The organism is Paracoccus aerius, from assembly GCF_014656455.1.
Taxonomy (GTDB): domain Bacteria; phylum Pseudomonadota; class Alphaproteobacteria; order Rhodobacterales; family Rhodobacteraceae; genus Paracoccus; species Paracoccus aerius.
Genome location: NZ_BNCL01000012.1, coordinates 21,137 through 47,593 on the forward strand (window position 1 = coordinate 21,137; position 26,457 = coordinate 47,593).

General features: G+C 68.1%; 25 protein-coding genes. 8 read left to right on the forward strand and 17 right to left on the reverse strand.

Annotated features, from left to right (window positions below; genetic code table 11):
- Positions 1–89: 89 nt before the first annotated feature.
- Positions 90–1,586 (forward strand): phospholipase D-like domain-containing protein, encoded by a 1,497-nt coding sequence (locus IE224_RS13885; RefSeq protein ID WP_191311160.1) that lies wholly within the window; start codon positions 90–92, stop codon positions 1,584–1,586.
- Here the strand turns inward: IE224_RS13885 and IE224_RS13890 are convergent.
- The 6 genes from IE224_RS13890 to IE224_RS13915 all read right to left on the reverse strand — a co-directional run bounded on the left by IE224_RS13890 (position 1,583) and on the right by IE224_RS13915 (position 8,272).
- Complete coding sequence (locus IE224_RS13890) at positions 1,583–2,629, reverse strand: glycosyltransferase family 4 protein (protein WP_191311162.1); 1,047 nt, start codon at positions 2,627–2,629, stop codon at positions 1,583–1,585. The two genes, IE224_RS13885 and IE224_RS13890, sit on opposite strands and share 4 nt — an antisense overlap.
- On the reverse strand, positions 2,626–4,161 hold the full coding sequence (locus IE224_RS13895) for an ABC transporter permease (RefSeq protein WP_191311164.1): 1,536 nt from the start codon (positions 4,159–4,161) through the stop codon (positions 2,626–2,628). Before IE224_RS13895 ends, IE224_RS13890 begins: the two co-directional genes overlap by 4 nt.
- Positions 4,158–4,943, reverse strand: a complete 786-nt coding sequence (locus IE224_RS13900) for an ABC transporter ATP-binding protein (RefSeq protein ID WP_191311166.1) — start codon at positions 4,941–4,943, stop codon at positions 4,158–4,160. The genes IE224_RS13895 and IE224_RS13900 overlap by 4 nt, the downstream gene beginning before the upstream one ends.
- Positions 4,936–5,928 (reverse strand): ABC transporter substrate-binding protein, encoded by a 993-nt coding sequence (locus IE224_RS13905; RefSeq protein WP_191311168.1) that lies wholly within the window; start codon positions 5,926–5,928, stop codon positions 4,936–4,938. Before IE224_RS13905 ends, IE224_RS13900 begins: the two co-directional genes overlap by 8 nt.
- Before the next feature lie 62 nt (positions 5,929–5,990).
- Positions 5,991–7,541 carry a sulfatase-like hydrolase/transferase gene (locus IE224_RS13910; protein ID WP_191311170.1) on the reverse strand — a complete coding sequence of 517 codons (1,551 nt, stop codon included), beginning with the start codon at positions 7,539–7,541 and terminating at the stop codon, positions 5,991–5,993.
- Positions 7,538–8,272 carry a CDP-alcohol phosphatidyltransferase family protein gene (locus IE224_RS13915; protein ID WP_229849390.1) on the reverse strand — a complete coding sequence of 245 codons (735 nt, stop codon included), beginning with the start codon at positions 8,270–8,272 and terminating at the stop codon, positions 7,538–7,540. The genes IE224_RS13910 and IE224_RS13915 overlap by 4 nt, the downstream gene beginning before the upstream one ends.
- Positions 8,273–8,377: 105 nt before the next feature.
- Here IE224_RS13915 and IE224_RS13920 point away from each other — a divergent pair, with 105 nt between their 5' ends.
- Positions 8,378–8,956: a cytochrome b gene (locus IE224_RS13920; RefSeq protein ID WP_191311172.1), complete on the forward strand. Its 579-nt coding sequence runs from the start codon at positions 8,378–8,380 to the stop codon at positions 8,954–8,956.
- Here the strand turns inward: IE224_RS13920 and IE224_RS13925 are convergent.
- On the reverse strand, positions 8,940–9,755 hold the full coding sequence (locus IE224_RS13925) for a cyclase family protein (protein WP_191311174.1): 816 nt from the start codon (positions 9,753–9,755) through the stop codon (positions 8,940–8,942). The genes IE224_RS13920 and IE224_RS13925 overlap by 17 nt on opposite strands.
- 129 nt (positions 9,756–9,884) lie before the next feature.
- Here IE224_RS13925 and IE224_RS13930 point away from each other — a divergent pair, with 129 nt between their 5' ends.
- From IE224_RS13930 to IE224_RS13950, 5 genes are all read left to right on the forward strand, one after another.
- Complete coding sequence (locus IE224_RS13930; RefSeq protein WP_191311176.1) at positions 9,885–10,712, forward strand: 2-keto-4-pentenoate hydratase; 828 nt, start codon at positions 9,885–9,887, stop codon at positions 10,710–10,712.
- Between the two features lie 57 nt (positions 10,713–10,769).
- Positions 10,770–11,519 (forward strand): SDR family oxidoreductase, encoded by a 750-nt coding sequence (locus tag IE224_RS13935; protein WP_191311178.1) that lies wholly within the window; start codon positions 10,770–10,772, stop codon positions 11,517–11,519.
- A gap of 132 nt (positions 11,520–11,651) precedes the next feature.
- The gene (locus tag IE224_RS13940; protein ID WP_167624193.1) at positions 11,652–12,740 is read left to right on the forward strand and encodes an ABC transporter ATP-binding protein; all 1,089 of its coding nucleotides are present in this window, start codon (positions 11,652–11,654) and stop codon (positions 12,738–12,740) included.
- Between the two features lie 72 nt (positions 12,741–12,812).
- Positions 12,813–13,817, forward strand: coding sequence for a Fe(3+) ABC transporter substrate-binding protein (locus tag IE224_RS13945; protein ID WP_191311180.1), 1,005 nt, complete (start codon positions 12,813–12,815; stop codon positions 13,815–13,817).
- Between the two features lie 109 nt (positions 13,818–13,926).
- On the forward strand, positions 13,927–15,504 hold the full coding sequence (locus IE224_RS13950; protein ID WP_229849391.1) for an ABC transporter permease: 1,578 nt from the start codon (positions 13,927–13,929) through the stop codon (positions 15,502–15,504).
- 2 nt (positions 15,505–15,506) lie between these two features.
- On the opposite strand, the gene lhpI is transcribed toward IE224_RS13950, so the two are convergent.
- From lhpI to IE224_RS13990, 8 genes are read right to left on the reverse strand one after another with little or no spacing between them, the layout of a single operon-like run.
- On the reverse strand, positions 15,507–17,180 hold the full coding sequence (gene lhpI, locus IE224_RS13955) for a cis-3-hydroxy-L-proline dehydratase (RefSeq protein ID WP_191311184.1): 1,674 nt from the start codon (positions 17,178–17,180) through the stop codon (positions 15,507–15,509).
- Positions 17,177–18,217 carry a proline racemase family protein gene (locus tag IE224_RS13960; protein ID WP_191311186.1) on the reverse strand — a complete coding sequence of 347 codons (1,041 nt, stop codon included), beginning with the start codon at positions 18,215–18,217 and terminating at the stop codon, positions 17,177–17,179. The genes lhpI and IE224_RS13960 overlap by 4 nt, the downstream gene beginning before the upstream one ends.
- A gap of 21 nt (positions 18,218–18,238) precedes the next feature.
- The gene (locus IE224_RS13965) at positions 18,239–19,243 is read right to left on the reverse strand and encodes a 4-hydroxyproline epimerase (RefSeq protein WP_191311188.1); all 1,005 of its coding nucleotides are present in this window, start codon (positions 19,241–19,243) and stop codon (positions 18,239–18,241) included.
- Complete coding sequence (locus IE224_RS13970) at positions 19,240–20,472, reverse strand: NAD(P)/FAD-dependent oxidoreductase (protein WP_191311190.1); 1,233 nt, start codon at positions 20,470–20,472, stop codon at positions 19,240–19,242. Before IE224_RS13970 ends, IE224_RS13965 begins: the two co-directional genes overlap by 4 nt.
- Before the next feature lie 3 nt (positions 20,473–20,475).
- The gene (locus IE224_RS13975) at positions 20,476–21,198 is read right to left on the reverse strand and encodes an amino acid ABC transporter ATP-binding protein (RefSeq protein ID WP_191311192.1); all 723 of its coding nucleotides are present in this window, start codon (positions 21,196–21,198) and stop codon (positions 20,476–20,478) included.
- Positions 21,191–21,844, reverse strand: a complete 654-nt coding sequence (locus tag IE224_RS13980; protein WP_167624201.1) for an amino acid ABC transporter permease — start codon at positions 21,842–21,844, stop codon at positions 21,191–21,193. The genes IE224_RS13975 and IE224_RS13980 overlap by 8 nt, the downstream gene beginning before the upstream one ends.
- A gap of 13 nt (positions 21,845–21,857) precedes the next feature.
- A complete protein-coding gene (locus IE224_RS13985) occupies positions 21,858–22,523 on the reverse strand; it encodes an amino acid ABC transporter permease (RefSeq protein ID WP_191311194.1) in 666 nt (221 codons plus the stop codon).
- A 58-nt stretch (positions 22,524–22,581) separates the two neighbouring features.
- Positions 22,582–23,394 (reverse strand): ABC transporter substrate-binding protein, encoded by an 813-nt coding sequence (locus IE224_RS13990; protein WP_167624203.1) that lies wholly within the window; start codon positions 23,392–23,394, stop codon positions 22,582–22,584.
- 176 nt (positions 23,395–23,570) lie between these two features.
- On the opposite strand from IE224_RS13990, the gene IE224_RS13995 reads away from it, so the two are divergent.
- A complete protein-coding gene (locus IE224_RS13995) occupies positions 23,571–24,602 on the forward strand; it encodes an Ldh family oxidoreductase (RefSeq protein ID WP_191311196.1) in 1,032 nt (343 codons plus the stop codon).
- 39 nt (positions 24,603–24,641) lie between these two features.
- Here the strand turns inward: IE224_RS13995 and IE224_RS14000 are convergent, their stop codons facing one another.
- Together IE224_RS14000 and IE224_RS14005 are read right to left on the reverse strand one after the other, a co-directional pair.
- Positions 24,642–25,604, reverse strand: coding sequence for a dihydrodipicolinate synthase family protein (locus tag IE224_RS14000; RefSeq protein WP_191311198.1), 963 nt, complete (start codon positions 25,602–25,604; stop codon positions 24,642–24,644).
- A gap of 92 nt (positions 25,605–25,696) precedes the next feature.
- Positions 25,697–26,395 (reverse strand): GntR family transcriptional regulator, encoded by a 699-nt coding sequence (locus IE224_RS14005; RefSeq protein ID WP_191311200.1) that lies wholly within the window; start codon positions 26,393–26,395, stop codon positions 25,697–25,699.
- Positions 26,396–26,457: the final 62 nt, after the last annotated feature.

The window sequence follows — 26,457 nt, forward strand, 5'->3', positions numbered from 1 at the left end:
CGCAAGGCCGCAACGGAACCTGCGCAGCCCCGCGGCCATTTCCCTTCCGCTTCCTCCGCCGGAGGAGGCCAGCAAACGGGGACGACAGGATGATCGAACTGAAGCCGGGGCGGAACTGCTGGCGGATCGAGACGGCCGAGCGCCTGTCCGTCATCATCGATGGCCAGGCCTATTTCCGCGCCCTGCGCGAAGCCATGCTGAAGGCCCAGCGGATGGTCATGATGATCGGCTGGGATTTCGACTTCGAGATCGAGATGCTGCCCGGCGAAAGTGATGCGGACGGGCTGGCCCCGGACGGCTTTCCGAACAAGGTCGGACCGTTTCTTGAAGCCATCGTGGACCGTCGCCAGGATCTTGACATCTACCTGCTGAAATGGAGCGGGGGTGCCCTGATCGCGCCCGGCGGCATCCTGCCCGCGCTTGCCGTCAAGCTGATGTCGCCCGACCAGATTCACCTGGCCTTTGACGGCCGCCATCCGATCGGCGCCTGCCACCACCAGAAGATCGTGGTGATCGACGACAGCCTGGCCTTCTGCGGCGGGATCGACATGACCGACGGCCGCTGGGACGACCGCGAGCATCTGGACGACAACCCGCTGCGCTGCCTCAAGAACGGGGCCGAGGCCCAACCCTGGCACGACGCCTCAACGGTGATGTGCGGGCCCGCGGCGGCGGCCATGTCGGAACTGGCCCGCGCCCGCTGGGCCCGCGCCCATGACGCCGAGGTCGACGAGGACTTCGCGCCGGGCGCCAATCTTTGGCCCGACAGCATCAATCCCGCCTTCCACGACATCCCCGTGGCCATCGCCCGTACCGCCCCGCCCGAGGCAGGCCGATCCGGCATCCACGAGATCGAGGATCTGTATCTGGACGCGATCCGCGCGGCCCGGGACTGCATCTATATCGAATCGCAGTATTTCTGCGCAGGCAGCATCACCCGCGCGATCCGCCGCCGCTTGTCGGATCCCGATGGCCCCGAGGTGGTGGTCATCAACCCCTATGCCGCCCAGGGCCATGTCGAGGATCAGGCGATGCATGTCACCCGCAGCCGGATGGTCCGCACGCTGCGCCAACACGACCGCTATGGCCGGTTCCGCATCCTGTATCCCGTCACGGACAGCGGCCAGCCGATCTATGTCCATGCCAAGATCATGATCGTCGACGACATGCTGCTGCGGATCGGATCCAGCAATATCGACCGCCGGTCCATGGGCTTCGACACGGAATGCGACGTGGCGATCCAGGCCCGGGACGATGCGACGCGCGACCTGATCCGCGATTTCCGCGACGGGCTGCTGGCGGAACACCTGGGGCGCGACAAGACCGAGGTGGCGCGAGCGATCGACCGGCACGGGCGGGTCGTGCCCGCACTCGACGGCCTGATCCGCGACACAGGCCGCAGCCTGCGCCCCCTGCCGTTGAGGCGAGAGTCATGGCTGGGCAGCCTGCTGGCCAACACGCGCTTCTTCGATCCACGCTATCGCCGCAGCGCGCACGCGCGCACCGGCATCACGGCGCGCCACCTGATGCTGGGCGCAGGCGTGCTGGCAGGCGGAGCCTGGGCCTGGCGGCGGCTGCGACGCTAGGGGGCGCAGTCCGACAGCACAAGACTGGCGCTGTCTGCCATGTCCTGCCATGACGGCAGCCCCTGCCCTGCCTCGCGTGCTGCACGGGCAATGGCTTGCCGCCGCGCCGGGTCGACCAGCAGCATCCGCAGCGCATCAGCCAGGGCAGCCGGATTGCCCGGCAGCACCAGCAGCCCCGCGCCGGGCGGCACGGTATCGGGCACGGCGCCGGTATCGCAGGTGACGACCGGCAGGCCGCGCGCCAAGGCCTCGTCGAAGACGATGCCGTGGCCTTCGTACCAGGTCGCCAAGGCAAAGATCGAGGCGCGGGCGTAAAGCTCCTCAAGCTCATCCGCGGACACGCGACCCGCCAGCCTGACACGATCGGCCACCGGGCTTGCCGCCCGCTGGCGTGACAGGGCAGCCGCGTGATCGGCGTCCCAGGGATTGCCCACGATCACCGCCCGCCAGTCCAGATCCGCCAGCCGCGACAGCGCGTCCAGCAGGATGTCATGGCCCTTGCGCGGATGCAGGATGCCCACCGACAGGATCAGCGGCATGGGATCGGGCGCGGGCGGCAGACGGGGCCGGTCCACGCCGGGCCGCAGGATGGTGATCGCGCGGGGATCGGCGCCGTATCGGTCCACGAGGATCCGGCGGGTATGGGGGCTGGGCACCAGCACGTGCCGGGCCAGGCGCAGGTTGTCACGCTCGGTCTGGAACAGGTGGTCCTGCCGGTCGGAGGACAGGCCGGTTTCCAGGGCCAGCGGATGGTGGATCATCGCCACCAATGGCGCGCGGACCCGCGCCAGCCCGGTGGTGTCGATGGACCCGAAGACCAGTCCGTCCAGGATCAGCGGCCGGTCCGGGGACACTGCCGCCAGCATCGCGACGGCCTCGGTCATGTCCGCTGCCGAAGGGTCGGGAAAGCTGGCCGCAAGCTGCAGGTGCTGCACGTCATGGCCCGCCTGGCGCAGTCCTTCAAGCAGGCGGCGTTCATAGATATAGCCGCCGGTCAGCGTGGCGATGTCGCCGGGGATGGCAAAGGCCAGCGGGGGCTTCACGCGCGCACCTGCTCGGGCGCCATGACCGCCAGCACCCGCGTCTCGGCCCCGGCCACGACGGCATAAAGCAGCGCCGACATCGCCGTCACCGCCACCATCGTCAGCCACAGCATCGCATAGTCCGAGACCGAGGCCGACAGCGCCATCAGGTTGCCCAGACCCCGCCCGGTCGCCAGCCACTCGACAACCGTTGCGGCCAGGATTGCCGCAGGCACCCCCATCCGGGCCGAGGCGAACAGCGCGGGCAGCATCGCCGGGATGCGGACATGCAAGGTCTGGCGCAGCGGCCCGGCGCAATAGCTGCGGAACAGATCCAGGATCGGCCCCGGCGCCTGCCGCAGCCCCTCCTGGCAGGCTGCGAAAGTCGGGAAGAACACCATCAGAGCGACAAGCGTCACGGTGCCCGCGGCGCCCCGTCCCAGCAGCAGGACGATCAGCGGCGCGGTGGTGACGATGGGGATCGACCGCAGGGCCACTGCCCAGGGCGTCATCACTGCCGACAGCCCCGGTCGAAGGGCCAGCAGGATCGCAAGCCCCGCGCCCAGGGCCAGCCCGGCCAGATATCCCGGCACCGCAAGCGCCAGCGTCTGCATCATCGCCGTCATCAATGCGGCCCGCGTCATGGCCGCGTCCGGCGCCCAGATCACGGCGGCCGCGACATCGGCGGGCCGCTTGGCGAAGAACGGATTCAGCCCCGCCACGGCCACCCACCACAGCACCAGGATCAGCGCGACCAGCAGCGCCGCGTGGGCCGCCTTGCGCCCCGGCGATCCGCGCAACAGGCGCGGCGGGGCCAGGATCACCGGCGGCGCGTCGGGCAGCGCGCGGCGGCCCAGCCAGCCGACCGCGGCATGAACCGCGATCGCCAGTCCCGCCGCCACCGCCGCCACCGACCACAGCGCCGGCACGTCCAGATCGCGGCTAAAGCGGATCGTCAGCACGCCCAGGCCCCGCTCGGCCCCCGTGAACTCGCCCACCATGGCCCCCAGGATCGCTGCGGGCGCGGAAATCCGCAGCCCCGCCAGCAGATAGGGGACCGAGGCGCGCGCGCGGACATGGACCAGTTCGGCCCAGCGGCCCCGGCCATAGATCTGCACCAGATCCAGCCAGGCCGAAGGCATCGCCCGCAGGCCAGCCAGCAAGGGGATCAGCGTGGTGTAATAGACCGCAAGCGCGGCCAGCACGATCTGCGGGCCGTTCCCCGGCCCCATCAGCACCCGCAGGATCGGGCCGGTGGCGATCAGCGGCAGGCAGAAGACGACAAGCGCCAGGCCCGCCACCAGGTTCAGCGTGCGCGGCCACAGCGCCGGGATCGCAGCCAGCAGGATCGCCGCCAGGTTGCCAAGCACGAAGCCGCAGGCCGCATTGGCCAAGGTGACGGCGGCGGCGCGCGCCATCAGGCCGGGATGGGCGGCCAGCCATTCCAGCACGCCCACCGGCCCGGCCAGAAGCCAGCCACCCGCCAGCAGGGCAAGCCCCTGCCACAGGCCCAGAAAGGTCGCCAACCCGAACCAACGGGTGCGGGCTGTCATTGCGCCGCCAGCGCTTGCGCCTGTTCGCCCCCGCGGATCAGCAGGGCCAACACCTCGGCGGACAGGCGGCGGAAAGCGGCGGATTCAGGGTCGCGCGACCGGGGCAGGGTCACGTCCAGATCGGCCATCACCCGGGCCGGGCGGGGCGACAGGACGACGATGCGGTCTGCCAGCATCACGGCCTCGTCCACGGAATGGGTCACCAGAAGCGTGGTGGCCTGCTGCCGCTGCCACAGGGGCGGAAGGTCATGGGCAAGCTGGCGGCGCGTCAGGGCGTCAAGCGCACCGAAGGGCTCGTCCAGCAGCAGGACGCGGGGGCGGGTGACCAAGGCGCGGGCGATGGCCGCGCGCTGCCGCATTCCGCCGGACAGGGCGGCGGGACGGGCGTTCTGGAAACCGCCCAGGCCCACCAGGTTGATCATCTGATCCACCGCCTGCGGGTCGGGCGCCTGCCGCGCAAGCCTTAGGCCAAGCGCCACGTTGCGCGTCACCGTCAGCCAGGGCAGCAGGCAAGGATCCTGAAAGGCGACGGACAGACCGCCCTGCTTGCACAGTGCCTGGGGCGGCTGGCCTGCGATCAGGACCTGGCCCGCCGTCGGATCCTCCAGCCCCGCGATCAGGCGCAGAAGCGTGGACTTGCCGCAGCCCGATGGTCCCAGAAGCGCCGTGGTGCGGCCTGCAGCGAAGGTCAGGTCAATGCCGTCCACGGCCAGGATGCTGCCGTCGAAAAGCCTCGAGACGCCGGAACACTGGATATCGGCCGGGACGGCGGCCTCAGCCATGGATTTCCTCGAGGATCGACCGATCCCACAGATCCGGCGTCACGCTGCGGCCCAAGAGGGCCAGCGTCTCGATGTTCTGGGCGACGGTTTCCTCGGACCACCAGCCAAAGCCGTTGGCCTGGGTCAGGTCGGAAAACATCAGCGGGACCTGTCGGCGGGCCTGCAGCTTCTGGGTCTCAAGGTCCAGCCCGGCATCCGGGAACGTCTCGACCGTCAGAACGGCCGCGGCATCGGTGTCGGCGCGATAGGTGTCCCAGCCCCGCACCTCTCCGCCCAGCAGGGCCACAAGCTCGGCCCGGCGGTTGGCGATGCTGTCGGTCGTGGCGATATAGGTCTGGGAATGCAGCGCATAGCCGTGATCGGCCAGCAGCATGGTTTCGGCCGGGACGCCCTGCATCTCCATCGCGACAGGCAGGTCGGTTTCCCAGCACAACAGGCAATCGACCTCGCCCGCCAGCAGGGGCTGGGCCGAATATTGGGTGGGGACGACCTGGACCCCGCCGATGTCGACGTCGTTCAACGTGCAGAGCGCCTGCAGGACAGGCGTGTTCGCCACCGCCATGCCGATCCGCTTGCCCACCAGGTCAGCGGGCACCCGCACCGGGTTCGCAGGCATCGAGGCGATGGCAAAGGGGTTCTTCTGCATCGCCACGCCGATGATCCTGAAGGGCGCACCCTGGGCGACAGCAGCGGCGGTATAGTCGGCGGCGGAAATCCCGATCAGCGCCGTCCCCGCCACGACCGGAGGCTCGACCGGGGCGTTCGGTCCGCCCTGCAGCAGCGTCACCTCCAGCCCGGCATCGCGCCACCAGTTGTTCTTCCGGGCGATATAGCTGCCGGCGAACTGCACCGAATGCAGCCATGACAGTTGCAGCCCGACCGGCACCTGCGCCGCAGCGGGCCGCACCAGCCCCAAGCCCCCCAGGGCAAGCCCCGCCGCCCCCGCTTGCATCAGGCGGCGCCGTGTCAGGGGGATAGGGGTCATGGCAATTCTCCGACAGGAAACAGGATCATCATGGGGCGCAAGGGCATGGGCAGGCAAGACTTTCATGCCTGCGGCAGTTTGCCGCCGAAGCCGCGCAGGATCAGGTCGCGCATCCGGTCCATCGGCATCGCCGTGCTGCCCTCGGCCGGCACCAGGCCCGGCTGGAACCCCCATTCGGCGGCGCGATCCACCAGGTGGGGTGGGCCGATCAGGTGGATCGCAACATCGGGGCCGCCGTCCTGCGCGACCCAGGGGGCGGGCTGGTGATCGCCCAGCACGATCATCAGCGGCGGGTCGCCCGCGTGCAGCAGGGCGTAATCCATCACGGTGGACAGGCTGTAATCCACCGCATCCCGATAGGCGGCCCGGACCCGGTCGCGGTCGCGCCAGACCACCTCGGGCGGATCGCCCGCCACCGCCATGGGGTCGAAGACCCTGCCGTCGCCAAGGCGGTCCCAGGGCAGCAGATCGGGCACCGGCACCCAGGGCGCGTGCGATGAGATCAGCGCCACCTGCGCGAACAGGTGCGGCGGCCCGGCCCCGTCGCGCAGCAGCCTGTCCGTCGCCGCCAGGGTGAACTGGTCGGGCATGGTGACCCAGTTGAACGGCAGCCCGCGATAGCCCAGGTCGGAGGCCGCCAGCACGCGGTCAAAGCCCATCGTCGCGGCCTCGGGCCAGGGGCGGGTAATGGCGGGCATGACCGCCGCCGTGCGAAAGCCCGCACGGCGCGCATGGTGGAACAGCCCCTGCCGCCCGCTGGCCAGAACGGCGGCATGGCTTGCCTGGTCCGCGATCCACAGCCCATTGGCGAAGGTCGCATGGGACAGCCAGCTTTGCCCGCCCTGCGTCGGCGCCGCCAGGAAACCTGACCGCATCGCCAGCCCCGCCCCGGCCAGCCGGCTTTCGGCGCGGCGCAGGGTCGGCAGGTGCCGCCCGGCATGGAAGGGCACGTCAAAGCTGGCCCTGCCATAGCTTTCGACAAAGACCACCAGCACGTCGCGGTCGATCGCGGACAGCAAGCCCGGCGCATCGGCCAGCGGATCCTCGGCCGCAAGTTGCCGGATCCGGCGCAGATCCTGCGCGGTTCGGCCCAGGACCTCGGCCCGCGCAAGGACATAGGGCCCGTTCCCCGGCCAGGCCTGCCCCAGCCAGGCAGCGCCCAGGGCCAGCGCCGCCGTCAGGCAAAGGGCCAGCCGATGCGAAGGAGGCCAGCGTCGCCGTGCCCAGACCCCCGTCGCCCACCACAAGGCCGCGCCTGTCGCCAAGGCTGCGGCCGCGACGCCAGCCGTCATGGCCAGAAGCCGCCAACCGCCTGTCGCGTCGACCAGAAGCTCGATTCCCGATCCGATCAGGGTCACGTCGGTCAGCAGGTTGAACGGCCGCCCCAGGGCCGAGATCATTGCCAGATCGGCGATCTTCTGCACCGCCAGCAGCAACAGGGCCGCCATGACCAGCAGCCGGCCCCAGCGGCCCAGCAGGGCCAGCCCCAGCAGGATCAGCGGCAGTTCGGGGGAAAGGCGGATCAACGCCTGGGCCGCGGGCATCGGCGCCGGCGGCAGGACCAGCAGCAGGTGGATCACGAAAGCCGCAGCCAGCAGGCGCAGGGCGGTCAACGGTGCCTCCACAGCCAGCGGATGTCCACCGCGAAGGATCCGACCAGCAGCAGGGCGGCGATCCGGGCCAGGACGATCCCCTGACCGGGCGAAAGCAGCGGCGTCTGCAGCACGATCAGCGCGGCGATCTGGATCACGCAGATGGCCTTGCGCCAGCGGCGGACAGGCAGCGCGCCTTGCAGCCAGGGCAAGACCCAGCTCGCCAGCACGAAAACATAGCGGATCAGTCCCAGCACCAGGACCTCGGCCCCTACGACGGTTCCGGCAATGACGTGTAGCGCTAGGACCAGGGCCAGGGCCGCGTCCACCTCCATGTCGAAGCGGGCGCCGAAGGCGGAAACAAGGCCGCTGCGGCGGGCCAGGAACCCGTCCAGCCCGTCCATCGCCAAGCCGATGCCGGCCACCAAGGCCACGGTCCAGCCTGCGGGCCGGTCCGCCATCAGCGGCATCAACAGCGCACAGACCAGCCCCGCCCGCAGCAGCGTCACGACATTGCAGCCGCCGATCCGGCGGTGCGGATAATAGCGCCGCATCAGGACCGCAACCGCCGTGCTTGCCAGAAGGAAGGCCAGAACCGCGCCCAGCAGTCCTGGCGCCGTTGCAGGCAGGACAGCGGTCAGGGCCGCGATCGTCGCGACGCCGGCCATGGCCGTCGCCGCCACCTGCGCGGGGATGGTCCCTGCAAGGTACCGTTGAAGTCCTGCAAGCTGGAAGGCGTGGGTGCCGCGCATGACGGAAGCCTAGGGAAAGGCTGCAATCCGTCAAGCGCGTCCTGCAATCCCGCTTCGCGGAGGGCGGCTTTTCTGCTAGCCTTGGCCCGACAAAGGAGCCCAGTCATGGCCGATCCCCAGCCGGGCTATCGCCCGGCCGCCCGATGGTTGCACTGGATCGTCGCGGCGGTCGTGCTGCTGATGATCCCTGCAGGCCTGATCATGATCCGGGACGGGATTTCCCGCCCCGTGCAGGACGCGCTGTTCCTGTTCCACAAGAACATGGGCGTGCTGCTGGTGCCGGTGATCCTGGTGCGGATCCTGTATCGCCTGACGCACAAGGCACCGCCCCTGCCGCGCACTGTTCCCGGCTGGCAGAGGATTGCGGCGCGGCTGTCGCATGTGATGCTTTACCTGCTGCTGGTGGTCATGCCGGTCAGCGGCTTTGTCCGCGTCCGCGCGGGCGGCTTTCCGATCGAGCTTCTGGACCGGCTCGGCGTCGGGCCATGGCTTCCGAAATCGGAACGGGTGGCCGAGGTCGCCCAATCCATCCATGCGATCGGCGCCTATGCCCTGATCGCGGTTCTGGCGATCCACGTCGCCGCCGCCATCCAGCACGCCCTGATCCGCCGCGACGGCGTCTGGTCGCGCATGTGGCCCCCGGCGGGGCCGGGCAAGACCCGTGCCGTCAGACCAGGGCGATGATCCGCGCAGGACCACCGGTGCCGCCGCGGTGCTTGGGCGCGCCGATGAAGACGGTGGCCCCCGTCGCGGGAAGCTGGTCCAGGTTCGCCAGCCCCTCGATCCCGAACCGGCCAGACGGCAGCCAAGAATAATGCACCGCGAAATCGGCCGAGTTTCCCGGATCCAGCGACAGCGTATCCACCCCGATCGACGCCGCGCCTGCATCGGCCAGCAGATCCGTCGCGGCCTTGGAAAAGCCCGGAAAGGCCAGCGTGCCGTCCGGCAGGTTGCGCCAGGACGGATCGCCCATCCGTGCGGACCAGCCCGAATTCATGGCCACGCAGGCGCCCGCCGGAAGATCGCCATGGGCCGAGATCCAGGCCTCGACATCGGCAGGCTCGACGGTGGCATTCGGGTCTTCAGCGGCCTTGGCCGAGATGTCGATGATGCAGAGGGGGGCGATCAGGTTCTCGACCGGAAGGGCATCGACCGAGATGCCGCCTTGCGCGAAATGCAGCGGGGCGTCGATATGGGTGCCGGTATGTTCGAAGATGGTCAGCTTGAACAGGTGATAGCCGTCCGGGTCGAAGTTCTTGTCCGGCTCGAAAAGGATGCCCGGCTTGCCGTCGAAGGTCGGGAAGTCGCTGTCATAGGCATGGGTCAGGTCCACCACCCGCCCGCTTGCCTGCGCCATGGCGGGCCTTGCGGCCGCCAGGCCCGCCGCGGCACCAAGGGCTGCGGTGGCGGCCGCGCCCGAAAACAGCCTGCGACGCGACATCATGTGGTGTTTCACGTTCTCGATCAGGCAGGCGTTGCACATCGCGCTATCTCCCTCTGCGGCTTCGCCATGGAACCGCCTGTGGGGCGAGCCTGTCAAGCGCCGCCAAAAGGGTGACGGTTCGGCCCGGCGCGGCTTGCAGGACAAGCGGGCTTGTGATCCCCTGCCCCCATGACCCAGACCCAAACCCGTTCCATGCCAGACGACGCGCTTTCGGCCGAGATTATCCGCTCCTTGGCGGAAGGCCGGCAGATCCCCTGCCTGACCACACGGGACGGCGGCCTGAGCCTGAGCCGCGCCTATCGCATCGGCGCGCTGATCGAGGCCGCGCGCGTCGGGCAGGGCAGCCAGGTCGTGGGGCGCAAGATCGGCTTCACGAACAAGACGATCTGGGACGAATTCAACGTCTCGGCCCCGATCTTCGGGCCCATGTATGACAGCACCGTCCGGCCGCTGGGCGTACCTTTCCCGCTGACAGGGCTGATGGAGCCCCGCATCGAACCCGAGATCGCCTTTCGCCTTGCCGCAGCGCCGGGACCGGGAATGGCGCCCGACGCGCTGATCACCTGCATCGGGGGCATCTGCGCGGGGTTCGAGATGGTCCATTCGATCTTTCCGGGCTGGCGGTTCGAGGCTGCGGATACCGTGGCGGGCTTCGGGCTGCATGGCGCCTTCCTGCACGGCCCGATCCGGGATCTGGATCCGTCCGAACGGTTTGACTGGGTGGAACGGCTGCGGGATTTCGAGACTACCTTGTCGCGGGACGGGGTGGTTCTGGACCGGGGCCATGCCCGCAACGTCCTGGGTGGCGGGCCTCTGGTCGCCTTGGGCCATCTGGCGGATCTCCTTGCAACGATGCCCGACGCAGCCCCTTTAATGCCGGGCGACATCGTCACGACCGGCACCTTGACGCAAGCCCTTCCTGTACGCGCGGGCGAGACCTGGCAGGCGGATTTCGACAGGCTGCCGCTGGACAGCATCCGCATCGACCTGATCTAAGGTCCGCAGGCTTGCGGCGCGGCCCCTGGTCCGCCGCCCAATGGCAAGGAGGATGGGATGGTCAACCTGCAGGGCAAGGTGGTTCTGGTTACCGGGTCAAGCCGGGGCATCGGCGCGGCCGCGGCGCGGGCCTTTGCCCAGGCCGGGGCCCGCGTCGGCGTGATGGCCCGCAGCGAATCCGCCGTGAACGACCTAGCGGCCCAGATCGGCGGCATCGCCCTGTCAGGCGACGTGGCCAGCCCCACGGACATGGAACGCGCGGTCGCCACGCTTGTCGAACAGGCGGGACGGCTGGACGTCCTGGTGAACAACGCGGGCCTGATCGGGCCCATTGCCGGGATTTCGGCGGCCGATCCCGGCGAATGGGGCCAGGCCATCGACGTGAACCTGAAGGGCGTCTTTCACGGGATGCGCGCCGCGCTGCCGGTGATGAGGGCGCAGGGCGGCGGCACGATCCTGACCGTCGGATCGGGCGCGGCCCACAATCCCCAGGAAGGATGGAGCGCTTATTGCGCCAGCAAGGCAGGCGCCTGGATGCTGACCCGCGCCCTGGATCACGAGGCGCGAAGCCAGGGGATCCGCGCCATCAGCCTGTCCCCCGGCACCGTCGCGACCGACATGCAGGACGCCATCCGCAAAAGCGGCGTCAACCCGGTCAGCCGGCTTGACTGGTCTGTCCACATTCCGCCCGAATGGCCCGCCCGTGCCCTTGTGTGGCTGTGCGGCCCTGACGGCGACGAGTTCCTGGGGACCGAGGTATCGCTGCGGGACGAAGCCATCCGCCGCCGTGTCGGGCTGATCCCCTGATCGCGGCAGGGGTCGTCCTGCCGCGCCGCAGATTCTGATCGTTCCGTGACTGGAGGAGAAAGACGCAAGCGGATAAGCAGCAAGCGACCCTGCCCCTCTTTCCCGGCCCGGGGCGGAACCGAAAGGCCTGTCATGCACGCAAACCCGGCGTCATCGCTCGAGCTTGAAGCCATCTCGCGCCATTTCGAGGGGCGGGCCGTCCTGTCGGACATCTCTCTGTCGATCCCGCCGGGCCGGATCACCTGCCTGCTGGGACAATCGGGTTGCGGCAAGTCGACTCTGTTGCGGATCATCGCGGGCGTGGACCGGCCCGACCCCGGCGGCCGCATCCGGGTGGGCGGCGTCGATGTAGTGGGTCCGGGCATGTTCGTCGAACCCGAGGACCGCAAGATCGGCTTCATGTTCCAGGATTACGCGCTGTTCCCGCATCTTAGCGTGGCCGACAACCTGGCCTTCGGGTTGCGCGCCCTGCCGCGGGCCGAACGCCGCAAGCGCGTGGCAAGGGTGGCCGAACGCATCGGCATCACCGGCCTTCTGGACCGCTATCCCCATTCGCTGTCGGGGGGCGAACAGCAGCGCGTGGCCCTGGCCCGCGCGCTTGCCCCCGAACCAGCGATCCTGCTGATGGACGAGCCGTTTTCAAACCTTGACCAGGGGCTTCGAGAAAAGGTCCGGCGCGAAACGGTGGAAACCCTGCGCCGCATCGGCACCACCGCGATCATCGTCACCCATGACCCGCAAGAGGCGCTTGCCGTGGGCGACCTGATCGTCCTGATGCGCGCGGGCCGGATCGAACAGGCAGGCACACCGTTCGAGATCTATGACCGCCCCCATTCGCCCTATGCCGCCGAGTTCATGGGGCCCTGCAACCGCCTGACCGGCATCTGGTCCGACGGCAGGATCGAGACGCCCATCGGCACCTTCCCCGCCGATCTGGACCTGCCCGACGGATCCCTGGCCCTCGCCTGCATCCGGCCGCAGGCGCTGTCGATCGGGCCGGACGGGCAGGGCATCTCGGCCCGCGTCGTGGCTAAGACCTTCACGGGAGAAAGCGAACAGATCGACATCATGGTCCATCCCTTGGCGCAGACCTTGCGGATGCATTCCCATTTCCGCATTCCCATGGCGATCGGGGAAAAGGTCAGCCTGCAACTGAACGGCGCGCAGATCCATGTTTTCCCCGAGCCTCCGGCCGTCGACCCGCTGCAGCCGGAAACTTGACGAAAATACTAGACTACCCGTTGCCGGCTGCGTAAGACCCTTTGCAACGGAACAAACGTCGGAGGGAACATCATGAAACTTGCACCCGTCATTCTTCTTGCCACCTTCGGGGCCGGCGCGGCCCAGGCCCAGGAACTGAACCTCTATACCTCGCGCGAACCCGGCCTGGTCGAGCCGCTGCTGGCGGCCTTCACCGAATCCACGGGGATCAAGGTGAACACGGTGTTCCTGAAGGACGGCCTGGCCGAGCGCGTGGCTTCCGAGGGCGAAAGCTCGCCCGCCGACCTGCTGATGGCCGTGGACGTGGGCAACCTGACCGACCTGGTCGACAAGGGCCTGACCCAGCCCGTCGAATCCGAGGTGCTGTCTTCGTCCATCCCGGAAAACCTGCGCGATCCTGCCAACCAGTGGTTCGCCCTGTCGATGCGCGCCCGCGTGGTCTATGCGGCCAATGACCTGGACCTGGACAGCATCACCTATGAGGATCTGGCCGATCCGGAATGGAAGGGCCGCATCTGCATCCGGTCGGGCCAGCATCCCTACAACACCGCGCTTTTCTCGGCCTTCATGGCCCATCACGACGCGGCCCAGACCGAGGAATGGCTGACCGGCCTGAAAGCCAACCTGGCCCGCCAGGCGGGCGGCGGCGACCGCGACGGCGCCAAGGACATTCTGGGCGGCATCTGCGACATCGCGATTGCCAATTCCTACTACGTGGGCCTGATGCGGTCCGGCAAGGGCGGCGACGAACAGAAGGCCTGGGGCGAGGCGATCAAGGTGATCCTGCCCACCTTCGAGGATGGCGGCACCCATGTGAACATCAGCGGCGCGGCCGTCGCCAAGAACGCGCCGAACCGCGACGAGGCTGTGCAGCTGCTGGAGTTCCTCGTGTCCGACGAGGCGCAGAAGATCTATGCCGAGGCGAATTACGAATATCCGGTCAAGCCGGGCGCGGCCATCGACCCGATCATCGCATCCTTCGGCGAGTTGAACGTCGATCCCGTGCCCCTGACCGACATCGTCAAGAACCGCCAGCAGGCAAGCGAGCTGGTCGACCGCGTTGGCTTCGACAACTGACGACGGGGCCGCAGGGCGGCAACGGACGCTTGCGCCGCCATTCCGGACCCTCCGCTTTCGCGGGGGGTCTTGGGTCATTGCAAGCCTGCTCATTGCAGGGCTTGTCTCGGTGCCGATCCTGGCGCTTGCCTGGCAGGCGGCGCAGGGATCGGACGGCTTGTGGACGCATCTGGCCCGCCATGTCCTGCCCCATGCGCTGACCCAGACGGCCATCCTGATGGCTGGCGTGGGCGTGCTGACCGCCGGCATCGGCACCACCGTCGCCTGGCTGGTGACGGCCCATGACTTTCCGGGGCGGCGGATGCTGGAATGGGCGCTGCTGCTGCCGCTGGCGGTGCCGACCTATATTGTGGCTTACGCCTATCTGGACATGCTGCACCCGCTGGGACCGTTCCAGTCGGCAGTCCGCGCCGTGCTGGGCTATGACAGCCCGCGCGACTTTCGCCTGCCCGACATCCGGTCGATGCCAGGGGCGATCCTGTTGATGGGGCTGGTGCTTTACCCTTATGTCTATCTGCCGGTGCGGGCGATGTTCATGACACAGGCCGCCAACCTGGTCGAGGTTGCCCATACGCTGGGCACCACCCGGGGCCAGATCTTCCACCGGGTCGCCCTGCCCCTGGCCCGGCCCGCCATTGCCGTGGGCGTCAGCCTGGCGCTGATGGAGACGCTGAACGACATCGGCGCGTCCGAGTTCCTGGGCGTGCGGTCGCTGACGATCTCCGTCTATACCACCTGGGTCACGCGGTCCGATCTGGCCGGTGCCTCGCAGATCGCGCTTGCGATGCTGGTGCTGGTGGTGGCGCTGATCTCGCTGGAACGATGGGCGCGGCGCAAGCAGCGGTATTCGGTCAACGCGCAGCGCGCCCGCCCGATGGCCCGCCAGCCGCTGACCGGCCCCCTCCGCTGGGTCGCGCTTACCGTCTGCTTGGTGCCGGTGCTGCTGGGCTTCGTGCTGCCCGCGATCTATCTGTCGGTCGAGGCCTGGAAGCGCTTCCAGTTCGCGGGCCTGTCGTCCCGTCTGATGGGCGAAGCCTGGAACACCTTCGCCTTGTCGGCGGTGGCGACCGTGGCCGTGCTGGTCTGCGGCCTGACGGTGGCATATGCCGCGCGTATCTTCCCGCAGCGCGGCATGGCGGTGATCCACCGCATGGCCTCGCTGGGCTATGCCATGCCGGGGACGATCCTGGCGCTTGGCATCCTGATCGCCGCCGGGGGGGTGGACCGCTGGATCGGCCGGACCGCGAAGTCTTGGCTGGACATCGATCCGGGGCTGGTCCTGATCGGGTCAGGCGTGGCCCTGGGCTATGCCTATCTGGCGCGGTTCCTGGCGATCTCGGTCGGGTCGGTCGAGGCCGGGCTGACGCGCATCCCCCGCAGCTATGACCAGTCGGCGCGCACCCTGGGCCACGGCATCGGCAGCACGCTGCGCAATGTCCACCTGCCGCTGTCCAAGGCAGCGCTTGCCGCCGGGGGACTGCTGGTCTTTGTCGATTGCATGAAGGAACTGTCGGCCACGCTGCTGCTGCGCCCGCTGAACTTCGAGACGCTGGCGACCCATCTTTACGGCGAGGCCGCGCGCGGCACCTATGAGGAAGCGGCGATCGCGGCGCTTGCGATCGTGGTGGTGGGCATCCTGCCGGTGATCCTGCTGGCCCGCGTCGGCTCGGGCCGAGGCCGGTCCTGACGCTATCGGCCGATCCAGCCGGGCAGATCCTTCGCGGCCTGCCCGGTCAACGCGGCACGGATGCACTGGTCCAGGTTGCCGAAGCGGACCGCGCATCCCGACAGGCCTGGCCCGTAATGGGCGTATTTCCCCGAATTGGTCATCAGGGTCCGCGTCCGCTCCGGAAAGACCGGGCGAGAGATCGAACACCAGCACAGATCGGGAAGCACCTGCACCCCCGCGGCCTCCAGCCGGTCCAGCACGCCTTCGGCGCGGGCGCGGTCGATGGTGTCGCGGCCCGCCGTGACGATGGTGGGAACCTGCACCCGGCGGCCCGCCAGCCCGTCTGCCAAGGCGCGGCATTCGGACAGCGAGGCATGGGGGCTGCCCAGGGCGACCAGGTCGATCCCGTCCAGGGCGTCGTTCAGCAGACGCCACCCCTCGGCCATGTCGGCGGCCGTGATCCGGCGGCGGTCGGCGTCGGGGGCGACATGGCCCGCCTCGGACGTGACACCCTGAACATGCAGCATGGGCGCGGCGGATGTGGTGCCAAAGGCCGCGCACAGCGCCTTCAGCGCATCCGCATCGGGACGCGCGGGGGCCAGGCCGCGCAGCAGCGGGATGCGGTCGGGCGACAGCCGTCCCGCCAGCCAGCCGATCAGCGGCCAGAAGGCGTCGTCGGGTGCATGGGGCAGGTCGATGTCGATGATGCGGCGCGCCGCGCGCTGATCGTCCAGATAGACGCCCGCCAGCGGCGCCCGGCCAGTGACTGCGATGCAGAGGTCCAGGAAATCGGGATGCTTGGCCGTTCGCGCGCCAAGGATGCTGTTGGCATAGATCACCGCGTTCGATTCCGCCCAGGCCACGGCTTCTCCGCTGCCGGGCGCGCTGTCCAGCAGATAGGGCGAACAGGTGAAGGTCGGCCGGCAGCCCATCGCGACATAGGCATCGGCCAGCCGCTGCGCCGGCCCGCCGAAGTCGGGCGGCACCCCTTGGGCGCGCCAGTTCTCTCGGTCCACCGAGATCGCGTTCATCGTGGTCGGCACCCGCACCCTTGCCCCCAGCGACGCCATCTTCCGGGCAAAGGTCAGGTTGGCGGGGCTGGCATAGATGCAGCCGTCGATATGGGCCTGCGTCACGTCGATCAGCCGTTCGGCCCCCTGCTGGGCCGCCATGGCGCAGATGATCCGCATGGCCTGGGCAACGGCCTCTCCGTCCCGGCCCGCCAGCATCGCCCGGTCGTCGCTGGTCAGGTCAAGCGACGCCGTGGCGGGCGGCAGCACGGGCAGCGACAGTCCACCTGCCGTGATGGCGTCGGCGCCGATCCGGGCCTGGGTCTCGCGCGCAAGGGCCGCGAAGCCGTCGGGCGGCAGGCGCAGGACCGGCAGGGCATGGCCGAACATCTCGGAGGCGATAAGGGCGCCCAGGGTCACGACATCCTCGGGTTCGGAAAAGATCAGCGCCGCCGGGCCGCGGTCCGACAGGACCAGATCCAGCAGCACCCCCGACCCGGTGCAGGATCCGCGCGTGGACGGCATCATCAGCACCGCCCCGGTGATCGCCTGCCCGTTCAGCGGGTGATGCACGTCGATGACCCGCCCCGTCGCCGGATCGACCCCGCCCCAGAAGCTGAGCGGTTCGCCGGACGCGACCACCGGGCCCTCGGCCGTTCCTGGCAGGATCGACAGCGCCGTCATTGCTTCAGCGTCGGCGTGACGCCCCAGGTGTCGGACAGCATGTAGCCCGCCTGCCACGGATCCTCGGGGTCGAGGTAGTAGCTGTGCTGCCCGGTGATCCAGGCCCGGCCGGTGATCTGCGGGATGATGCTGGTGCGCCCGCCATCCTGCCGGACCTCCAGGATTTCGCCGGTGAAGCGCGACCCGATGATGGATTCATGGATCAGCACGTCGCCCCGCCCCATCAGCCCCCGCGCCTGCAGCACTGCCATACGGGCCGAGGTGCCGGTCCCGGTGGGCGATCGGTCGGACCGCCCCGGCGCCACGATGCAGGTGTTGCGCGCGACCTGGCCGCTGCCCGCGAAGGGCATCGCGAACTGCACGATTGACACGCCCCGCACGTTCGGGAAATCCGGATGGACCACGTCGAACTGTTCCCGCGCGGCCTTGCGGATCCTCTCGCCCAGGATGGCCAGGTCGCGGGCTTCGTCCGGGCGGACCTGGAAGCCCAGGGCCTGCGCATCGACAATGCCGAAGAACATGCCGCCATAGGCGATGTCCAGCGGGATGGTCCCCTGGCCCTCGACCTCCAAGGCGCCATCCAGCACGGCGGCAAAGGCCGGCGCGTTGCGGAAGGTGACAGACCGGCACTTGCCGCCCTGGCAATCCGCCGTGACCTCGATCACGCCGCCGGGCATGTCCAGCTTGAAGCGGGTCACGGGTTCCTGCATCGGCACCATGCCGGTTTCAAGCAGGACGGTCGCGATGCAGATCGTGTTCGACCCCGACATGGGAACGTATTCCGTGGGCTCCATCACGATGGCGCCCGCCGCGCATCCCGGCGTGATCGGCGGCACGATCAGGTTCACGTGGCGCGCGACCGAGCCCCGTGGCTCGCAGATCAGCAGGCGGCGGATGTGGTCATGGTCGCGTTCCATCGCGATCATCCGCTCCATCATCGTGGCGCCTTCCGGGGGCAGCACGCCGCCGACGATGACATCGCCGATCTCGCCCTCGGCATGGCAGCCGATGACCGAGATGGAAAGACTGGTGCGCATGGTGGTCCTTTCCGGGGACGTTTACTTGACCACGAAGCCGTGGGCGAAGGGGTCGCGCTCGGCGTCGATATAGATGGTGTTCAGCCCTGTCTGGCGGGCCCAGCCGGCGATGGAGGGGATGATCGCGTCGCGGCCCGCCACGGTCGTCGCGGCCTCGACCCGGCCCTTGAAGATGCTGCCGATGATGGATTCGTGGTGGAATTCGTCGCCCACCGCCAGCTTGCCCCGCGCCACAAGCTGCGCCATCCGGGCCGAGGTGCCAGTGCCGCAAGGGCTGCGGTCGATGGCCTTGTCGCCATAGAACACCGCGTTGCGCGCATGCGCCCCGGGCTGGGTCGGCTGTCCGGTCCACAGGATATGCGACAGCCCGTTGATGGCGGGATGTTCGGGATGGACGAAGTCGTATTTCGCATTCAGCGCCGCGCGCAGTTTCGGCGACCAGCCGATCAATTCGCCCGCCGTGTGGTCGGCCATGTCGCGGAAGTTCTTCTGCGGCTCGACGATGGCATAGAAGTTGCCGCCATAGGCCACGTCCACGACGATCTCGCCCAAACCCTCGACCTCGGCGGTCAGGCCTTCGGCGTAAAGGAAGCCCGGCACGTTGGTCAGGCGCACTTCCTCGACATAACGGCCCTCCTGGCGGTATTCGATGTCGACCTTGCCGGCCGGCGTTTCGATGGACAGGCGCCCGGGGGTGCGTGGGGTGATCAGCCCGTTCTCGATCCCCATTGTGATGGTGCCGATGGTGCCGTGGCCGCACATGGGCAAGCAGCCCGAAGTCTCGATATACAGCACCGCCACGTCGCAATCCGCCCGCGTCGGCGGATACAGGATCGAGCCCGACATCATGTCATGACCGCGCGGCTCGAACATCAGGCCGGTACGGATCCAGTCGAAGTCGCGCAGGAAATGGGCGCGCTTTTCCAGCATGTCAGTGCCCTCCAGCCGGGGTGCGCCGCCCGCGACAAGGCGGACGGGGTTGCCGCAGGTGTGGCCGTCGATGCAGGGGAAGATGTATTGGGTCATGTCCATTTTCCGAAACGCGCAGGCGAAAAGGGCGCAAGGCCGATGGGGGGCACGGCACCTGTGGCAAGATCCGCCACGATCCGCGCGGTGCCCCCCGATTGGGTCAGCCCCAGATGGCCGTGGCCGAAGGCGCAAATGACGTGGGGATGGCCTGGCAAAGGTCCGATGGCTGGCAGGCTGTCGGGCAGCGAGGGGCGGAAGCCCATCCACTGCTTGCCGCCGGTGGTGCGCAGGCCCGGAAGGAAGGCGGCCGCCTTGTCCAGCATCGCCTGCGACCGGCGGAAGTTCGGGGGCAGGTCCAGCCCGCCCAGTTCCACCGCGCCTCCGACCCGGATGCCGGACGACAACCGCGTCACCACGAAGCCGTGGCCCCCGAAGGTCACCTGGGTGCGCAGGTCGAATGCCTCGCCCGGCAGCGTGGTGTTGTAGCCGCGCTCGGTTTCCAGCGGGATGCGGATGCCCAGGGTCCGCGCCAGCCGGTGCGAGAACGCCCCCGCCGCCAGCACGACCCGGCCTCGCAGCGGGCCGGTCGCGGTCAGCACGCCGTCGGCGGTCAGCCCCGTCGCCTGCGCGATCACGATCCGCCCGCCACCCGCGCGGAAGCGGTCGGCCAGGGCCAGCACATAAACCCGGGGATCGGCGATGGAATACCAGCCTGGCGTGAAGGTGCCGTGGGTGAAGCGCGGCGACAAGCCCGGCTGGATCTCGGCCATCTCTTCGGGCGTCATGTGGCGGAAGTCGATTCCGTGCTCGGCTCGCGCTTGCCAGCCGGGCAGCGAGGCGTCGAATTGCCGCTGCCCCTCATAGACTTCCAGGTTGCCCTCCTTGCGCAGCATCGGCAGTGTGCCAGTGGCGGTCAGGAAGGGCTCAAGCTCGGCCTTGGACAGATCCATCAGCGCCGTCTGCGCCCGGGCCGAGGCGGCGACGCGGGCGGGCGAACAGGCCCGCCAGAAGCGCAGCATCCAGGGCGCGATCCGCAGCCCATAGGCGGGCGGCACCGACAGCGGCCCCAGCGGGTCCAGCAGCCAGCGAGGCGCCTTGCGCATGATCCCGGGCGAGGCCAGGGGCAGGATGTCGGTAAAGGCGAAGGCCCCCGCGTTCCCGGCGGATGCCCCGGCAGCGGGGCCTTCCCGGTCGATCACCGTCACCGGCACCCCGCGTGCCTGCAAGGCCAAAGCCGCCGATAGGCCGACGACACCGGCCCCGATCACGATCACGTCCTGGGTCATGGCCTAATGGGTCGCCGACAGGAACTTCTGCAGCTCGGGGTCCCGGGGCGCGCCGAACAACTGGTCTGGGGGCGCGATCTCGGCCATGACGCCCTTGTGGAAGAAGGCCACGCGGTCCGACACCTCGCGCGCGAACTTCATCTCGTGCGTCACGCAGATCATCGTCATCCCCTCGCGCGCCAGCATCCGCAGCGTGTCCAGCACCTCGCCCACAAGCTGGGGGTCAAGGGCCGAAGTCACCTCGTCAAACAGCATGTAGTCTGGCGACATCGCAAGCGCGCGGGCGATCGCCATGCGCTGCTGCTGGCCCCCCGACAGGCGCGAGGGATAGACCTTCAGCTTGTCGCCCAGGCCCACGTGGTTCAACTGCTTCACCGCCTCGGCCTCGGCCTCGGCCTTGGGGCGCTTCAGAACCTTCACCTGCGCCAGCATCACGTTTTCCAGCACGGTCAGGTGCGGGAAGGCGTTGAACTGCTGGAAGACGATGCCGATCTTGCGGCGCAGCTTGTTCAGGTCGGTGGACTTGGCGTGAACTTCGGTCCCGTCGACGGTGATGCGGCCGGAATCGATCGGCTCCAGCCCGTTGATGCAGGTCAGCAGCGTCGATTTGCCCGACCCAGATCCGCCGATGATCGTCACCACCTCGCCCTTCTGGACGGTCAGGTCGATGCCCTTCAGCACCTCCAGCGAGCCGAAGGACTTGCGGACGTTTTCGATCTCAATCATTGGACCACCGTTTTTCCAGATAGCCGCCGAACCGGGCCAGCGGGAACGAGATGACAAAGTAGAAGGCGCCGCAGATCATCAGCAAAAGCAGCGGTTCCTGAAGCCGGGTGATCAGGATCTGCGTCGATTTCAGCAGTTCCGTCACCTGCACGATATAGACAAGCGCGGAATCCTTCATCACCCCAAGCGCCAGCCCGATCCAGGACGGCAGCGCCACCCGGGTGGCCAGGGGCAGCACGATGGAGCGCATGTCTTGGCCCCAGGTCATGCCCAGCGACCGCGCCGCGCGGCGGGTGGTCATGGGCACGGCCTCGATCCCGCCGCGCACGATCTCCGCGCAGAAGGCGGCGGTGTACAGCGACAGGATGATGCAGGCCACGGTGAAGCCCGACATGTTCAGCCGCAGGATCGTGCCCAGGAAGGCATTGGCAAGCACAAGCTGGATCAGCAGCGGGATGGACCGGAACACGTCCAGCACGAAGGTCAGCGGCGCGGCCCAGATGGGACCCACCTGATAGCGGAAGACGCCGAAGACGATGCCCAGGATGGTTCCCGCGATCACCGAGATCAGCGTGACCACGATGGTCATCCCCGCGCCGCGGGCAAGAAAGGCGAAGTCGGCGGCAGTCAGTGCGGTATCGAACATCGGCCAGGCCCCTTCAATACCGGAACAGGCGGGTCGCGATCAGCCGCGCCCCAAGGGTGATGGTCTTGGTGATCAGGTAGAAGATCACGGCGGCCAGGGCAAACAGCTCGAAGGTGCGGAAGGTCAGCGCGTTCAGACCCTGGGTGACGCCGTAAAGGTCGGTGTTCATCCCCACCGTCACGCCAAGCGAGGTCATCAGGATCGCCCAGACCATCTGGTTCGTCATCGGCAGGAAGGCGATGCGCAGCATCTGCGGCAGCACGACGTACCGAAACGCCCCGCCCTGTCCGAAGCCCAGCGACCGCGCGGCGCGGGCCTGGGTGTCGGGAATGGCCTTCAGCGCGCCCCGGAAGTTTTCCGTCAGGTAGCCCGCGTTGTTGAAGGTGATCCCCAGCAGGATGGACGCGAAGGGCGACAGGTGGATGCCGAAGCTGCCCAGCCCGAAATGCGCCATGTAGATCTGGAACAGCGCGGGCGTGTTGCGGGCAATCTCGACCCAGGTCTTCGAGACGGCCGACAGCACGCGGATGCCCGACAGTCGGAACATCGTCAGAAGGATCGCCAGAAGGATGCCGATCACCATCGACAGGACGGCGATCTGCATGGTCACAAGCGCGCCATCCAGCATCTGCGGAAGCCGGGCCAGGGCCTGCTTCCATTGGAAGGTATAGTTGAACATGGGCCGTCCCGCGGCTGCCGGAAAGCGTCAGGGCGGCGGGATGCCGCCCCGGCAGGGATCAGCGGTAAACGCCGGGAATGGTCAGATCCGCAGGCTCGCCCTCGCCGATCCACTTCTCGTACAGTTCGGCATAGCGGCCGGTGCGGACCTGCTGGTTCACGAACAGGTTCAGATAGTTGATCAGCCCGTATTCCTCGCGCAGCGTGAACAGCGACACATAGTCCGGCACCATCGGCGCCTTGTCGACGATCTTGATGCCCGGGAAATTGCCCGAGGCGACATTGGCATTGGCCACCTCGACGGTCGAGACGGTGGCGTCAAGCTGGCCCTGGCTCAGCGCCAGGAAGACGTCGGCCTGGGTCTGGTAGGGACGGAAAGTGCCCTCGCCCCATTCGGTGATCTGCTTTTCAAGCCAGATCGCCTCGTAGGTGCCGGCGGTGGCGCCGACGGTCTTGCCCTTCATGTCCTCCCATGTCGCCATCTCGACGCCCTCGTTGGCGACCACGGCGTTCTCGAAGGCGTAATAGGGGATCGACATGCCCACGGTCTTGGCCCGTTCCAGCGTGTCCGAGGTCGAGGCGACGCCCACGTCCACCCGGCCCGACATCAGCGCGGGAATGCGTTCGGGGAAGGGCGTTTCCACGATCTCGGCCGTGACGCCCAGGGCGGCAGCCAGGTCGTTGCAGTAGTCGACGTCAAAGCCGATCGGGTTGTTGCTGTCGTCGCGCATCCCCATCGGCGGGAAGTCCAGCACCACCGCGCAGCGCAGCGTGCCCGAGGCGATGATGTCATCAAGCTTGTCGGCATAGGACGGTGCCGCCATGGCCGCGGTCGCGGCCAGCAAGCCAAGCCCAAGCGTGGTCTGTTTCATGAACTTTCTCCCTGTGGATCACTGTCGGCCTTTTTCGGCCGATTCCTGCCTGTCACTATCGGGCAGAAGACCCCGCGACGCAAATTAAAAATACAAACAGTATACAATGCGGGTGCCCGATCTGCTATGACCCCGGCAGGTTGCAGAGCCATCGGTTGAAGGGGACGGACAAGGGCATGAACAGCACGCTTTCCATGACGGAACTGGAGGACAGGGTCCAGCGGATCTTCCTGCGGGCGGGAATGAACGCCATGCAGGCGGGACCGCTGGCGCGCGTCATCTCGGCCGGTGAACGCGACGGTTGCAAATCGCACGGCATCTATCGGATCGAGGGAGTGCTGCGGACCTTGAAGGCGGGCAAGGTTTCGGGAACGGCAAAGCCCTTTGCAGAAGGGGCCGACAACGGCGCCATCGTCAGGGTGAATGCCGGTGGCGGGTTTTCCAATGCCGCCTTTGAACTGGGCCTGCCGGTGCTGGCGGATCGCGCCCGCGACCTGGGCCTGGCTGCGATGGTGGTGAATGATTGCGCCCATTTCGCAGCGTTGTGGCCCGAGGTCGAGGCGGTGACGGCCCACGGCCTGGCCGCGATGGTGATGTGCCCCAGCTACGCGACCGTCGCCCCTGCGGGCGGCACGAAGCCGCTGCTGGGAACCAACCCCTTTGCCTTCGGCTGGCCGCGGCAGGGGCAACAGCCCTATGTCTTCGACTTCGCCACCTCGGTCGCCGCGCGGGGCGAGATCGAGTTGCACCGCCGCGCCGGAAAGTCCCTGCCGGAGGGCTGGGCCATCGACGCGGACGGCCAGCCCACCACCGACCCCGAGGCGGCGCTTGGCGGGGCGATGCTGCCCTTTGGCGGGCACAAGGGATCGGCCATCGGCACCATGATCGAATTGCTGGCGGGGGTCATGATCGGCGACCTGACCAGTCCCGAGGTGCTGGATTTCCTGGGCACGACCACGCTGGCACCCTTCCACGGCGAGCTGGTCATCGCCCTGTCGCCGGAACGCTTTGCGGCGGGCCGGCGCGGCGATCCCTTCGCGCGGGCGGAACTGCTGTTCGAGGCGATCCAGGGCCAGGGCGCCCGCCTGCCCTCGCAACGCCGCTTCGCCGCCCGCGCGAGATCCCAGGCCGAGGGGGTGGACCTGACCCAGGCCGAACTGGCGCAACTCGACCGTTTCCTGGCGCTCGGGCTGGATGCGATTGCCTGAAGGCGAAAGGCCCCCGGATCGCCGGGGGCCTTGGCAGGGTCAGGGCTTGCAGGCCTGGACCGCGCCCGGAAGCTTGCTCCATTCCCCGTACCAGGCCTGGAACTGGCGCAACTGGCGTTCGGCCCACCCCTTCTGGCTGGGGGTCAATTCGTCTGTCTCGTTGAAGTGCAGGCTGTATTCCGGGTCGCCCTGCAGCACCATCATGTGCTTGTAATACAGGACCAGGTCGGTCCCCTCGTCCCAGGACGACAGCACCTCGAGCGCCTCGCCCATCTCCTTGGCGCGGGCGCGGGCGTCCAGGTCGCCGTTTGCCGCGGCCTTGGCAAGGGCCACGAAATGCAGGATCTCGCGCGGGATGACGTTGCCGATGCCGGTGATCGTGCCGGTCGCGCCGCATTTGACATAGCCGTGGAAGACGCCGGTATCGACACCCGCCATCAGCACCACGCCGTCATCCGAACTGGTGATATGCTCGGCCGCATAGGTCATGGCCTTGGCGCCGCCGAATTCCTTGAAGCCCACAAGGTTCGGATGTTCGGCCCGCAGGGCGAAGAACAGGTCGGCCTTGGTCTCGAACCCGTAATAGGGGCTGTTGTAGATCACGGCGGGCAGGTCCGGCGCGGCGGCGAGGATTGCCTTGAAATGGTGGCGCTGCGCGGTGGCCGACAGCCCGCGCGACAGGACCCGCGGGATCACCATCAGCCCTGCCGCGCCGACCTTCTGCGCGTGCGCCGCGTGCGCCACCGCCAGCCGGGAATTGACCGCCCCCGTGCCCACGATCACCGGGATGCCCGCGCCGACAAGGCGTTCCACCCCCTCCATCCGCTGTTCGTCCGTCAGCAGCGGCCAATCGCCCATCGACCCGCAATAGACGACGGCCGACATGCCTGCCGCAACCAGTTCCTGCGCCTTGCGGACAAGCGCGTCGTAATCGGCTTGGCGGTCGGCGGTGCAGGGCGTCATCAGGGCGGGAATGACGCCGGTGAAGATCTGGGTGTTCATCGGGGATCCTTTCGACAGGCAGGCGGCATCGGCGCCGATTCTTTCACCGGCACTCTAGCATTTGCATTTTACTTGTCGACAAGAATTGACTGCTACAGCGTCACCGGCTGCCGTTCGTCGCGGGCCAGGAAATGCTGGATCTGCCGGATGATCTGGTCGGCATGGCCCTTGCCCAGCCGGTCGCACAGGTCGATGTCGCGAGCGGTGATGGCGGCGATAATGTCCTCGTGTTCCTGCACGAACTCCTGCGGCAGGCGGTCGTCGAAGGATTGGTAATACAGCCGCAGCAGGCGCCGCCCTTCGTCCAGGATCCGGAGGAACAGGCTGGTGTAATAGGGGTTGCGGCCGGCCTCGGCGATGGCGGCGTGAAAGTCGCGGTTCGAGGCGATCATGGCCAAGGCGTCCTGCGCTTCGACGGCCTTTGCAAAGCGGGCCTGATGCTTGCGGATCGTCTTGAGGTCGGCAGGCCGGTGATAGGTCGCGGCCAGCCTTGTCGTCACCCGATACATCAGCGTCATCGCGTCGAAGAAGGTGTGCAGGTTCAGGAAGTCGATGTTGGACACCATAGTCGAGCGGTTGGGTAGCGTCTCGACCAGCCCCTCGCCCGCCAGGCGCACCAAGGCCTCGCGGATGGGCGTGCGCGACATGCCGAAGCGTTCGGCAAGCTGGACCTCGTCGATGGGGCTGCCGGGCAGCAGTTCCAGATCCAGGATCTCGTCGCGAAGCTGGTCATAAACCATCCTGACGCCCGAGCCGCGCCTGCGTTCCGGAAGGGCTGCGCTGTCGGGCATCGTCCGATCTCCAGATCATGAGGATTGTCGACAGTATAAATACACGCGGTGCCTGGGCAGAT

What these genes read in the sequence shown, in the direction of transcription:
- IE224_RS13885 (WP_191311160.1), top strand. Translation starts at nt 90, where the DNA reads ATGATCGAACTGAAGCCGGGGCGGAACTGCTGGCGGATCGAGACGGCC.
- IE224_RS13895 (WP_191311164.1), bottom strand. Translation starts at nt 4,161, where the DNA reads ATGACAGCCCGCACCCGTTGGTTCGGGTTGGCGACCTTTCTGGGCCTG.
- IE224_RS13900 (WP_191311166.1), bottom strand. Translation starts at nt 4,943, where the DNA reads ATGGCTGAGGCCGCCGTCCCGGCCGATATCCAGTGTTCCGGCGTCTCG.
- IE224_RS13905 (WP_191311168.1), bottom strand. Translation starts at nt 5,928, where the DNA reads ATGACCCCTATCCCCCTGACACGGCGCCGCCTGATGCAAGCGGGGGCG.
- IE224_RS13915 (WP_229849390.1), bottom strand. Translation starts at nt 8,272, where the DNA reads ATGCGCGGCACCCACGCCTTCCAGCTTGCAGGACTTCAACGGTACCTT.
- IE224_RS13920 (WP_191311172.1), top strand. Translation starts at nt 8,378, where the DNA reads ATGGCCGATCCCCAGCCGGGCTATCGCCCGGCCGCCCGATGGTTGCAC.
- IE224_RS13925 (WP_191311174.1), bottom strand. Translation starts at nt 9,755, where the DNA reads ATGTGCAACGCCTGCCTGATCGAGAACGTGAAACACCACATGATGTCG.
- IE224_RS13930 (WP_191311176.1), top strand. Translation starts at nt 9,885, where the DNA reads ATGACCCAGACCCAAACCCGTTCCATGCCAGACGACGCGCTTTCGGCC.
- IE224_RS13935 (WP_191311178.1), top strand. Translation starts at nt 10,770, where the DNA reads ATGGTCAACCTGCAGGGCAAGGTGGTTCTGGTTACCGGGTCAAGCCGG.
- IE224_RS13940 (WP_167624193.1), top strand. Translation starts at nt 11,652, where the DNA reads ATGCACGCAAACCCGGCGTCATCGCTCGAGCTTGAAGCCATCTCGCGC.
- IE224_RS13945 (WP_191311180.1), top strand. Translation starts at nt 12,813, where the DNA reads ATGAAACTTGCACCCGTCATTCTTCTTGCCACCTTCGGGGCCGGCGCG.
- lhpI (WP_191311184.1), bottom strand. Translation starts at nt 17,180, where the DNA reads ATGACGGCGCTGTCGATCCTGCCAGGAACGGCCGAGGGCCCGGTGGTC.
- IE224_RS13960 (WP_191311186.1), bottom strand. Translation starts at nt 18,217, where the DNA reads ATGCGCACCAGTCTTTCCATCTCGGTCATCGGCTGCCATGCCGAGGGC.
- IE224_RS13965 (WP_191311188.1), bottom strand. Translation starts at nt 19,243, where the DNA reads ATGACCCAATACATCTTCCCCTGCATCGACGGCCACACCTGCGGCAAC.
- IE224_RS13970 (WP_191311190.1), bottom strand. Translation starts at nt 20,472, where the DNA reads ATGACCCAGGACGTGATCGTGATCGGGGCCGGTGTCGTCGGCCTATCG.
- IE224_RS13975 (WP_191311192.1), bottom strand. Translation starts at nt 21,198, where the DNA reads ATGATTGAGATCGAAAACGTCCGCAAGTCCTTCGGCTCGCTGGAGGTG.
- IE224_RS13980 (WP_167624201.1), bottom strand. Translation starts at nt 21,844, where the DNA reads ATGTTCGATACCGCACTGACTGCCGCCGACTTCGCCTTTCTTGCCCGC.
- IE224_RS13985 (WP_191311194.1), bottom strand. Translation starts at nt 22,523, where the DNA reads ATGTTCAACTATACCTTCCAATGGAAGCAGGCCCTGGCCCGGCTTCCG.
- IE224_RS13990 (WP_167624203.1), bottom strand. Translation starts at nt 23,394, where the DNA reads ATGAAACAGACCACGCTTGGGCTTGGCTTGCTGGCCGCGACCGCGGCC.
- IE224_RS13995 (WP_191311196.1), top strand. Translation starts at nt 23,571, where the DNA reads ATGAACAGCACGCTTTCCATGACGGAACTGGAGGACAGGGTCCAGCGG.
- IE224_RS14000 (WP_191311198.1), bottom strand. Translation starts at nt 25,604, where the DNA reads ATGAACACCCAGATCTTCACCGGCGTCATTCCCGCCCTGATGACGCCC.
- IE224_RS14005 (WP_191311200.1), bottom strand. Translation starts at nt 26,395, where the DNA reads ATGCCCGACAGCGCAGCCCTTCCGGAACGCAGGCGCGGCTCGGGCGTC.